General features: G+C 75.3%; 10 protein-coding genes and 3 pseudogenes. 5 read left to right on the top strand and 8 right to left on the bottom strand.

From position 1 onward, the window contains the following. The 4 genes and pseudogenes from MCBG_RS08655 to MCBG_RS08640 all read left to right on the top strand — a co-directional run. Window positions 1-248, top strand: a pseudogene (locus MCBG_RS08655) (D-beta-D-heptose 1-phosphate adenosyltransferase); the annotation flags it as partial. Window positions 249-291: 43 nt separating this feature from the next. Continuing rightward, window positions 292-993: an SDR family oxidoreductase gene (locus MCBG_RS08650; RefSeq protein WP_043325024.1), complete on the top strand. Its 702-nt coding sequence runs from the start codon at window positions 292-294 to the stop codon at window positions 991-993. Then, a pseudogene (locus MCBG_RS35125) lies at window positions 990-1,951 on the top strand (glycosyltransferase family 9 protein). Before MCBG_RS08650 ends, MCBG_RS35125 begins: the two are co-directional and overlap by 4 nt. Next, on the top strand, window positions 1,935-2,924 hold the full coding sequence (locus MCBG_RS08640; protein ID WP_043325023.1) for a DNA topoisomerase IB: 990 nt from the start codon (window positions 1,935-1,937) through the stop codon (window positions 2,922-2,924). Before MCBG_RS35125 ends, MCBG_RS08640 begins: the two are co-directional and overlap by 17 nt. 170 nt (window positions 2,925-3,094) lie before the next feature. Here the strand turns inward: MCBG_RS08640 and MCBG_RS08635 are convergent, their stop codons facing one another. The 6 genes from MCBG_RS08635 to MCBG_RS34760 all read right to left on the bottom strand — a co-directional run bounded on the left by MCBG_RS08635 (window position 3,095) and on the right by MCBG_RS34760 (window position 6,659). Continuing rightward, window positions 3,095-4,138, bottom strand: a complete 1,044-nt coding sequence (locus MCBG_RS08635; protein ID WP_043325022.1) for an AraC-like ligand-binding domain-containing protein — start codon at window positions 4,136-4,138, stop codon at window positions 3,095-3,097. A 125-nt stretch (window positions 4,139-4,263) separates the two neighbouring features. Continuing rightward, window positions 4,264-4,767 (bottom strand): hypothetical protein, encoded by a 504-nt coding sequence (locus MCBG_RS08630; RefSeq protein ID WP_043325021.1) that lies wholly within the window; start codon window positions 4,765-4,767, stop codon window positions 4,264-4,266. Window positions 4,768-4,830: 63 nt separating this feature from the next. Further along, on the bottom strand, window positions 4,831-4,980 hold the full coding sequence (locus tag MCBG_RS35120) for a DUF3553 domain-containing protein (protein WP_369799287.1): 150 nt from the start codon (window positions 4,978-4,980) through the stop codon (window positions 4,831-4,833). A gap of 398 nt (window positions 4,981-5,378) precedes the next feature. Further along, window positions 5,379-5,531 carry a hypothetical protein gene (locus tag MCBG_RS35115; RefSeq protein ID WP_369799286.1) on the bottom strand — a complete coding sequence of 51 codons (153 nt, stop codon included), beginning with the start codon at window positions 5,529-5,531 and terminating at the stop codon, window positions 5,379-5,381. Window positions 5,532-5,580: 49 nt separating this feature from the next. After that, window positions 5,581-6,468: a RecQ family ATP-dependent DNA helicase gene (locus MCBG_RS35110; protein ID WP_369799285.1), complete on the bottom strand. Its 888-nt coding sequence runs from the start codon at window positions 6,466-6,468 to the stop codon at window positions 5,581-5,583. Window positions 6,469-6,536: 68 nt separating this feature from the next. Next, a complete protein-coding gene (locus MCBG_RS34760) occupies window positions 6,537-6,659 on the bottom strand; it encodes a hypothetical protein (RefSeq protein WP_255358596.1) in 123 nt (40 codons plus the stop codon). A 139-nt stretch (window positions 6,660-6,798) separates the two neighbouring features. Here MCBG_RS34760 and MCBG_RS08620 point away from each other — a divergent pair. Continuing rightward, window positions 6,799-8,299, top strand: a pseudogene (locus MCBG_RS08620) (glycoside hydrolase family 3 protein). A 45-nt stretch (window positions 8,300-8,344) separates the two neighbouring features. On the opposite strand, the gene MCBG_RS08615 reads toward MCBG_RS08620, so the two are convergent. Both MCBG_RS08615 and MCBG_RS08610 read right to left on the bottom strand, forming a co-directional pair. Beyond that, window positions 8,345-8,632 carry a GNAT family N-acetyltransferase gene (locus MCBG_RS08615; RefSeq protein ID WP_043325020.1) on the bottom strand — a complete coding sequence of 96 codons (288 nt, stop codon included), beginning with the start codon at window positions 8,630-8,632 and terminating at the stop codon, window positions 8,345-8,347. Further along, on the bottom strand, window positions 8,629-9,408 hold a 780-nt coding region (locus MCBG_RS08610; RefSeq protein WP_043325019.1), incomplete at its 5' end, for an aminotransferase class V-fold PLP-dependent enzyme. The genes MCBG_RS08615 and MCBG_RS08610, both read right to left, overlap by 4 nt.

The raw sequence follows: 9,408 nt of genomic DNA, 5'->3' as shown, positions 1-9,408 counted from the left end.
ACATCTGGGTCAAGGGCGGCGACTACGCCAGCGGCGGCGGCGCCGAGACGTTGCCCGAGTCGGAGATCCTGGCCCGCTGGGGCGGGCACACGGTGGTGGTGCCGTACCTCGACGGGCGCTCGACCACCGACATGATCGCTGCCGCGCGGGCGGGACGGGGCAGCGGCGGCTGGCCGGCCACGACGCTCGACCCGGCGGAGGCCGTCGCGCAGACGGTGGTCCGGTCCACGGCGAAGGGAGCACGATGAACGAGCGACGCATCCGATCCGGCGCGGTCGCGCGGGCGGCGGCATGAACGCCCCCGCTCCCGGCGCCGGGCCCGCGGTCCTGGTCACCGGCGGGTCGAGCGGGCTCGGCGCGGCGGTGGTCGCCGCGGTGGCCCGCTCCGGTGGACGCCCGCTGGTGCTGGACCGGCAGCGTCCCGCCGACGGTGTGCCCTGGGCCGAGTGCGACCTGGCCGACACCCGAGCCGCCGAGGCCGCCACGCGCGATCTCGCGGAACGCTCCGGCGGGCTGGACGCCGTGGTCACCGCCGCCGGCATGGACGTGCCGGGGAAGCTGGCCGACATCCCGGCGGAGACCTGGGAACGGATCGTCACGGTGGACCTGCTCGCCACGGCCGCGGTGATCCGGGCCGCGCTGCCCTGGCTGGAGGCGTCCCGCGGCAACATCGTCACGGTGGCCTCGACGCTGGGCGTGAAGGCGGTGAGCGACGCGACGGCGTACTGCGCGGCGAAGTTCGGGGTGGTGGGCTTCACCCGGGCGCTCGCCGCCGAGCTGGCCGGCACTGTGGGCGTGACGCTGCTGATCCCGGGCGGGATGCGGACCGCGTTCTTCGACGAGCGGGACGCGCAGTACCGCCCCGGCCCGGACGCGGTGCTCAACGAGCCGTCCGACACCGCCGCCGCGGTCATGTTCGCGCTCTCCCAGCCGGCCGGCTGCGCGGTACGCGAGATGGTGGTGTGCGCCGCGCAGGAGTCCTCGTACCCGTGATCCTGGTGCTGCGGGCGCTCGGCGTCGGCGACCTGGTCACCGCCGTGCCGGCGTTGCGTGGCCTGCGCGCCGGCCTGCCGGGCCGGGAACTGGTGCTCGCCGCGCCGGACTGGCTGGCGCCGCTGGCGGAGCTGACCGGGGCGTCGACCGGGTACTGCTCAACACCCGGACCGGACCGGGATCGCGTGGACCGGACCGCCGCCGGAGGTGGCGGTCAACCTGCACGGCCGGGGGCCGCAATCGCACCCGGGCGCTGGCCGCCGTACGCCCCGGCCGGCTGCTCGCCCACCGCAACCCGGACGCCGGGCACCCGGACGGCCCGGCCTGGGACGACGACGAGCACGAGGTGCGCCGCTGGTGCCGCCTGCTGCACGCGTACGGCCTGCCGGCCGACCCGGGAGATCTCGCGCTGCGCCGTCCGGCGGCGGGCGGCGTACCGGCCGGGTTGACGCTGCTGCACCCGGGCAGCAAGATCCCGGCGAAGCGCTGGCCGGCGCGGCGGTTCGCCGGGCTGGCCCGGGAGCTGACCGCGCGCGGTCACCGGGTGGCGGTGACCGGATCTGCCGGCGAGCGGGCGCTGGCCGAGCGGGTCGCCCGCGACGGGGGGCTGCCGCCGGAGGCGGTGCTGGCCGGCCGGACCGGGCTGGCCGAGCTGGCCGCGCTCGTCGCGGGCGCGCGGCTGGTGGTCAGCGGGGACACCGGAGTGGCGCACCTGGCCACCGGCTACGGCACCGCCTCGGTGGTGCTGTTCGGGCCGGTGCCGGCGGCGCACTGGGGGCCACCGGCGGACCGGCCTCGCCACCGCGCCCTCGGTGCGATCGAGCCCACGCACGTCAACCCGGATTCGACCGGGTCACGCGGGGTAGGAAGCCACCCGACATTGAATGCCATCGGGATCGACGAGGTGGTGGCCGCGGTGGCCGACGTGGAACGGGTATCCGGTGCGGTTGCGGCGTAGCGATCCGGGCCGGCCGGGGTACGCGCGCCGGCGGCGCGGCAAGGGCTGGCTGTTCCTCGACCCGGCCGGCGAGCCGGTGCGCGACGCCGGGGAGCTGGCCCGGCTGCGCGAGCTGGTCATCCCGCCCGCCTGGCAGGACGTGTGGATCTCGCCGTACCCGAACGGCCACATCCAGGCCACCGGCATCGACGCGGCGGGCCGCAAGCAGTACCTCTACCACCCGGGCTGGCGGCGCAAGCGCGACGAGGCGAAGTTCGACCACGTGCTGGAGGTGGCCCACCGGCTGCCCGCGCTGCGGGACCGGGTCACGCAGGACCTGGCGCTGCGCGGCCTGCGCCGGGAGCGGGTGCTCGCCACCGTCGCCCGGCTGCTCGACATGGGCGCCTTCCGGGTCGGCAGCGACCAGTACGCCACCGGCGACGACCCGACCTTCGGGGTGGCCACGCTGCGCCCCGAGCACACCCGCTCCCGGGGCGGGTGCGTGGTCTTCGAGTTCCCCGCCAAGGGCGGCATCGAGCAGGTCCGCCGGATCGAGGACGCGGAGCTGTGCCGGGTGCTGCTCAACCTGCGCCGGCGGCGGCGGGCCCAGGAGCGGCTGTTCGGCTACTGGGACGGCCGGTCCTGGCGCGACGTGCGCAGCGACGAGGTGAACGACTACCTGCGCGACGCCAGCGGCGGGGAGATGACCGCGAAGGACTTCCGTACCTGGCACGCCACCGTGCTGGCGGCGGCCGAGCTGGCGAACGTGGGCCCGCAGCGCTCCGCCACCGCCCGCAAGCGGGCGGTGGCCGGGGTGATGCGGTCGGTGGCCGAGTTGCTCGGCAACACCCCGACGGTGGCGCGGGCCTCCTACGTGGACCCGCGGGTGGTCGACCTCTACCACGACGGGGTGCTGGCGCCGGTGCAGCCGGAGATGCCGCGCGAGGCGGTGGAGAAGTCGGTGCTGGCGCTGCTGGAGGAGGAGGCCGGCTGACCGGCCCCGTCGGTCCTGGGGGGAAGCGCGACGGGGCCGGAAACCTCGTCCGGCGCGGATGCGGGGAGACCGCCACCGGGGCGGCCGCCCGCGGCCGGGCCGCCGCGGACGCCACGCCACGGCCCCCCGATACCAGTGGGCCACCGCTGGGAGCGGTCTCAGCCCTGCGTTCAGTATGTCCGCGCCGAGTTGACTGCGGATGCCGTGGTGTTGACGATCCGTGCCGGTTCCAGATGACGGGCCCGGAATGCCTGCGGTGTCTCCGCGTGCGCGGCCCGGAAGGCGCGGCTGAAGTGTGCCTTGTCCCGGAACCCCCAGCGGGCGGCGATGAGCTGGATCGAGCGGTCGCTCAGCGCCGGGTCGGCGAGGTCGCGCCGGCACCGGGCCAGCCGCTCGTCCCTGATGTACGCCGCGACGGTGGTCTCCTCGTCCTCGAAGAGCCGGTGCAGCGAGCGCACCGAGATGTGGTGCGCGTCGGCGATCCGGCCCGGGTCCAGCGAGGCGTCCCCGAGGTGCTGCTCCACGTACGAGCGCACCTGGGCGAGCAGGGCGCGCCGCCGGATCTCGGTGGGGACCGCCTCCTCGGAGACCAGGTTGCGGCCGAGCAGCGTGGCGACCAGGTCCAGGCCGATCCCGCCCAGCCGCTCGGCGTCGGCGGCGTGGTACTGCTCGGGGTGCGCGGTGATCCGGACGAGGAAGTCGGCGAGCAGGCCGCCGACGCCCTCGGAGCCGGACATCCGCCCGGCGAACAGGGGAGCGAGACGGCGGCGCGGCAGCGGCAGCGCGTCGTACGGCATCAGGGCCACGATCGAGCGGGCGTACGCGGGCCCGGCCGGGTCGGCGTGGTGGCTGACCTCGTGCGGGCGGGAGCAGTCGTAGAAGGTGAGGTCGCCGGGGCGGCAGCAGGCCCGCTGCCCCGCCTGGTCGGCCTGGCTGGTCCCGGTGAGCGTGAGCGCGAGCAGGTAGTAGTCCGGGTCGGAGCGCTGGATCAGCTTCGAGGTGCGGACGCAGTCCACCGACGGGTAGCGGTAGCGGATGAGCCGCATCCGGCCCAGCTCGACGAACTCGGCCCGCGCGACGAAGTCGTCGGCGTGCGCGGTGTGCACCCGCAGCGGCGTCGGGGTGCTGGCCATCATGTCCAGCCACATGCCGAAGCGCTCGCGTGGTGGCAGATCCTCCGTGTCGAGCACCTGCCGGCGCAGCTTCCCGTCCATCAACCGACCCCCGTGGTTCGTCACACCTGCTAGAACCAGGACGCCCCACGGGGCCGAAAAGCGACACCCGTGGGGCCGTGACGTCCGTCATTGACGGACCGGGGAGCCTTCTGTTAGCAGTCCGTTCAGTCGTTCAGCACCTGGGCCAGCCGGTCCCGGAACCGCCGCTCCGAGTCGGTCACCGTGTCGCCGCCGAGGCCCAGGATGCCGCCGGTGGAGGCCGCGCCCACCACCTGCTCGGCGATGTCCACCAGCCAGTGCCGGTACGCCCCGGCCTGGCCCTCGTCCACCCGGGCGGCGAGCAGGGCGGCGGCCTGGCCGGCCCGGGTCAGCACGTCCTCGATCATCGCCTTCGGGTCCTCCGGCGTGAGCACCGGAAGCTCCGCGCCGGTCTCCGGGTCGCCGACCCGGTCGACGATCTCGCCGGCCACCGCCGCGACGAGCGGGCTCGCCGACTCGCGGCCGGTGGCGATGGTCTGCAGCCCGGCGGCGTTCTCGGCCATGGTGCGGCGGGTGCCGTCGGACTCGGCGGCGGCCGCCGCGGTGAGCACCGACTGCGGCAGCCCCACCAGCAGCCCCCACTCCTCGTCGGAGACGCCGAACCGGGTGTACGCCGGCTGCTCGATCACGATCAGGCCCCTTTCGCCGTGCTCGTCGTTGTCGACGGGCGCCCCCGTGGCGCCCGGGTCAGGCTAGTCCAGCTCCAGCAGGCCCTGTTCGGACACCACGCGCACGGACAGCGTCTTGTAACCGACCTCGTCGAAGAGCACAGTCATCCGGTCCTCCTCGTAGCTGAGCACCAGGCCGGCGCCCCACTCCGGGTGACGCACCTGGCTGTGCACGGGGAACGGCCCGACCGCGCCGTCGGCGGGCCACGCTGGTGCCGGGCGTGGCAGTTGGTCGCAGTGCCCGCAGACCTCGTGCATCTGCTCGCCGAAGTACGCCAGCAGGGCCCTGGCCCCGGCACCCGGTGGTCTCGGCGAACGCGCGCATCATGTCGGTACGCGACCGGGTCACCGTCTGCTGCCGTTCCGCCTCGGCCAGCGCGGCCGGGCCGGAGTCGGCGGCCGCCGGGGCGTACCGGGGCGCGCCGATGCGCTGCCGGGCGCGCGGCGGAGGCTCGCCGACCTGCTCCAGCAGGGACAGGTACTGGCCCAGTTTGCGTGGGTCTTTTCCCGGTCAGCTCGCGCAGCTCCTTGCGGTTGCGGGCCTTTCCGCGCAAACACCGCGGCCAGCTCGGTCAGCCCATTCGGCGGGCAGCCCGCCGCTGATTTTTTTGCTGCAGGCCGACGTCCTCGGCGCGCCACAGCAGCATCACCCGGGCCGGTGAGCCGTCGCGCCCGGCGCGGCCGATCTCCTGGTAAGTTTCTGTCCGGGAGTCGGGCAGCGCCATTTGCACCACCCAGGCGATGTTCGGCTTTTTCGATGCCCATGCCGAACGCCTACGTGGCCACCATGATCGGCACCCGGTCGGCGAGGGACGCCTCGTGCAGCTCGTGCCGGGCCCGCGGTGGGCATGCCGCCGGGTAGAACTCGGCCGGGAACCCGGCGCCGGTGAGCCGCTCGGCCAGCTCCTCGGCCGCGCGCCGGGTCGGCACGTAGATGATGCCGGGCCGCTCGTCGTCGCGCAGCAGCGCGATCAGCCGCCGCCACCGGTAGTCGTCGGTGGGGCAGTGGGCCACCTCGAGGAAGAGGTTGGGCCGGTCCAGCCCGGAGACCACCACCTCGGGCTCGCGCAGCCGCAGCCGGGCGATGATGTCGTCGCGTACCGGCGGGGAGGCGGTGGCGGTGAGCGCCACCACCGGCGGGCGGCCCAGGCCGTCGATCAGGTGGCCCAGCGCCAGGTAGTCCGGGCGGAAGTCGTGGCCCCACGCCGAGATGCAGTGCGCCTCGTCGATCGCCACCAGCGCCGGCTTCAGCTCCCGGACCTCGGCGAGCCGGTCCGGGTTGCTCAGCGCCTCCGGCGTGATGAACAGGAACTCCGCCCGCCCGGCCCGGATGTCCTCGATCGCCTCGGCCTGCTGGGCGGCGCTCTCGTCCGAGCTGATCCGCACCGCGCGCAGTTCCGGACGCTGCCGTTCGTTGAGCGCGGCGATCTGGTCCTGCTGCAACGCCAGCAGCGGGGAGATCACCACCGTGGGGCCGGGGATCAGGCTGGCCGGGATCTGGTAGATCGCCGACTTGCCGGCGCCGGTGGGCAGCACCACCAGCGCGTCGCGGCGCTTCATCACGGCGCGCATGGCGGCGAGCTGGTTGGGCCGCAGCGCGGTCCAGCCGAACAGGTTCCGTGCCGCCCGGCGCAGGCTGGAGGAGTGAGTGGTCAGTTTCATCAAGCGCCTCAGCTACCCCCGGCGATCCCGCGCGAAACCGCCTGCGCCGCTCACCCGCCCGGTGCGGATCAGCGGCGGAACATGGCGCGGATGGCGATCAGCAGGAACAGGCCGCCGACGATCAGGCCGAGCAGCCGTACGCCGGGGATGTCGGCGGCGCTGGTGGCGTCGGCGAGCGGCAGGGCGGACATGTGGGAACTCTCCCACGGGAGGTCGCGGGACGCCACCGCCTAACAGTAAGGATTGTTGACTATTTAGCTGCGCGGTGTGACCATGTCAGCACCCGCCGGCCCCGGCGGGTCCGTGGGGGAGACGGGGGTACGACAGCACATGAGCGAGCGGACCGAGGGATCGACCGGAGATCTGGCGGCGCTCGCCGCCGCCGTCCTGCAACCGGGGTTCGTCGGCACCACGCCGCCGCCGTGGGTGTGCCGCTGGCTCGGCGAAGGGCTCGGCTCGGTCGTCCTGTTCGCCCGCAACGTCGTCGACCACGAGCAGGTCGCCACGCTCACCGCGAACCTGCGGGCCGAGCGGCCGGACGTCATCGTGGCGATCGACGAGGAGGCCGGCGACGTCACCCGGATCGAGTCCGCCCGGGGCAGCTCCCGGCCCGGCAACTACGCGCTCGGCGCGATCGACGACCCGGCGCTGACCGAGGAGGTCGCCCGCGACCTCGGCGCCGAACTGGCAGCCGTCGGCGTCACTCTGGACTACGCCCCGGACGCCGACGTCAACTCCAACCCGGCCAACCCGGTGATCGGGGTGCGCGCGTTCGGCGCCGACCCGGACCTGGTCGCCCGGCACACCGCCGCCTGGGTACGCGGCCTGCAGTCCGGCGGCGTCGCCGCCTGCGCCAAGCACTTCCCCGGACACGGCGACACCCGGGTCGACTCGCACCACGACCTGCCCCGCATCGGCGGCGACCGGGCCCGCCTCGACGCGGTCGAGCTGGCCCCGTTCCGGGCCGCCGTGGCCGCCGGGGCGCAGGCGGTGATGACCGGCCACCTGCTGGTGCCGGCGCTGGACCCGGAACTGCCCGCCACGCTCAGCCCGCGCGTGCTGGGCGGGCTGCTGCGCGAGGAGATGGGCTTCGGCGGCGTGGTGGTCACCGACGCGGTGGAGATGCGGGCGGTGGCCGACCGGTACGGCTTCACCGGCGCCGCGGTACGCGCGCTCGTGGCCGGCGCGGACGCGATCTGCGTGGGCGGGGAACGGGCCACCGAGGCCGACGCCCGCGAGCTGCGCGACGCGATCGTCGCCGCGGTGATCAGCGGCCAGCTGCCCGAGGAGCGGCTCGCCGAGGCGGCCAAGCGCGTCGGTCAGCTCGCCGCCTGGAGCGTCGCCGCCCGCGCCCGCCGGGTCGCCGGCACGCCACCGGCCGACGGCTCACCGATCGGGCTGGCCGCCGCCCGCCGGGCGGTCCGGGTCAGCGGCGATGCCGCGCTGCTGCCGCTGGCCGGGCCGGCGCACGTGGTGGAGTTCGCGCCGCCGCGCAACATCGCCATCGGCGAGGAGACGCCTGTGGGGGATCGCCGCGCCCCTGGCCAGCCTGGCGCCGGGCACCACGACCGCCCGCTACGCCGCCGACGCCGTACCGGCCGACCCGGGCGACCTGCCGGCCGGACGGCCGCTCGTGCTGGTGGTGCGGGACCTGCACCGGCACGACTGGATGCGGGACGCGGTGCGCCGGGCGCTCGCCGCGCGCCCGGACGCGGTGGTGGTCGAACTGGGCGTGCCCGAGCTGGTCACCGGCGCGGTGCACCTGGCCACCCACGGCGCCACCGCCGCCGCGGCCCGCGCCGCCGCCGAGGTGCTCAGCGGCGCCCGCTGACTCCCGGGCCGGCCGGGCGGGGAGGTCCCCCGGCCGGCCCGGGCCTCACGCCGGGTCGGCCACCAGGTCGGCGTACTCGGGGTGACGCTTGACGAACGCGGCCACGAACGGGCAGCTCGGCACGATCCGGCCGCCCCGGGCGCGGACCTCGTCCAGCGCGCCCCGGACCAGCGCCGCGCCGACGCCCTGACCCTGGAACCGGTCGTCGACCTCGGTGTGCGTGAAGACCAGCACCCCGTCGCCGGGGGCGTACGCGGCGAACCCGGCCAGCGCGTCGTCCACCAGGATCTCGAAGCGACGCTTGGCGGGGTTGTCCTCGACCTGAAAGCTCACCGGGCCATTCTCCCTCCGGGGCCGGCCAGCCGGTCCAGTTCGGTCAGCAGCCGGTCCACCTCCTCGACCGTGTTGTAGTGGTAGACGCTGGCCCGGACCGCGCCGCCGTCGGCGCGCAGGCCCATCGTGCGGAAGTACTCGTAGGCGTAGTAGTCGCCGTGCGACAGGCACAGCCCCGCCTCGCCCAGCGCCGCCGCCGTCTGCGCCGGGGCCAGGCCGGCCACCCGGAACGACACCGTCGGGCAGCGCCGGGCCGGTGCGCCGTAGACGGTCACGAACGACCGGCCGGTCAGCCCGGCGAACAGCCGCTCGAAGACCGCCTCCTCGTGCGCCTGCGCGGCGGCCAGCCCGGCGCGTACCCGCTCCCGCCGGTCGCCGGTCGCGGCCGGATCCAGGCCGGCCAGGTGGTCCACCGCGGCGGTCACCCCGGCCAGCAGCGGGAAGCTCGGCGTGCCGTACTCGAACCGGTCCGGCACCGAATCGGCGGAGGGGAGCAGCTTCGCCGGGCGCAGCGCCTCCCAGCGCGCCGGGTCGGCCACCATCGCCGCGAGGTGCGGCCCGGACCACTTGTACGCGCTGGTCACCAGGAAGTCCGCGCCGAGCGAGGCCAGGTCGGTCGGGCCGTGCGGCACCGAGTGCACGCCGTCCACGCACACCAGCGCGCCGGCCGCGTGCGCGGTCTTGGCGATCGCCGCCCGTCCGGCGGTGCCGATCGCGTTGCTGCCGGCGGTCACCGCGACCAGCCGGGTCCGCTCGGTGACCAGGTCGGCGTACTG

The organism is Micromonospora sp. M42, from assembly GCF_000568915.1.
In the GTDB taxonomy this organism is placed as follows: domain Bacteria; phylum Actinomycetota; class Actinomycetes; order Mycobacteriales; family Micromonosporaceae; genus Micromonospora; species Micromonospora chalcea.
Note: the sequence above shows the minus strand (reverse complement) of the source record. Positions and strands in the feature narration are given on the sequence as shown.

Bases quoted from the DNA above. Each gene is read 5' to 3' on its own strand.
- MCBG_RS08650 (WP_043325024.1), top strand. From the start codon at position 292: ATGAACGCCCCCGCTCCCGGCGCCGGGCCCGCGGTCCTGGTCACCGGC.
- MCBG_RS08635 (WP_043325022.1), bottom strand. From the start codon at position 4,138: ATGGACGGGAAGCTGCGCCGGCAGGTGCTCGACACGGAGGATCTGCCA.
- MCBG_RS35115 (WP_369799286.1), bottom strand. From the start codon at position 5,531: ATGGCGCTGCCCGACTCCCGGACAGAAACTTACCAGGAGATCGGCCGC.
- MCBG_RS35110 (WP_369799285.1), bottom strand. From the start codon at position 6,468: ATGAAACTGACCACTCACTCCTCCAGCCTGCGCCGGGCGGCACGGAAC.
- MCBG_RS34760 (WP_255358596.1), bottom strand. From the start codon at position 6,659: ATGTCCGCCCTGCCGCTCGCCGACGCCACCAGCGCCGCCGACATCCCC.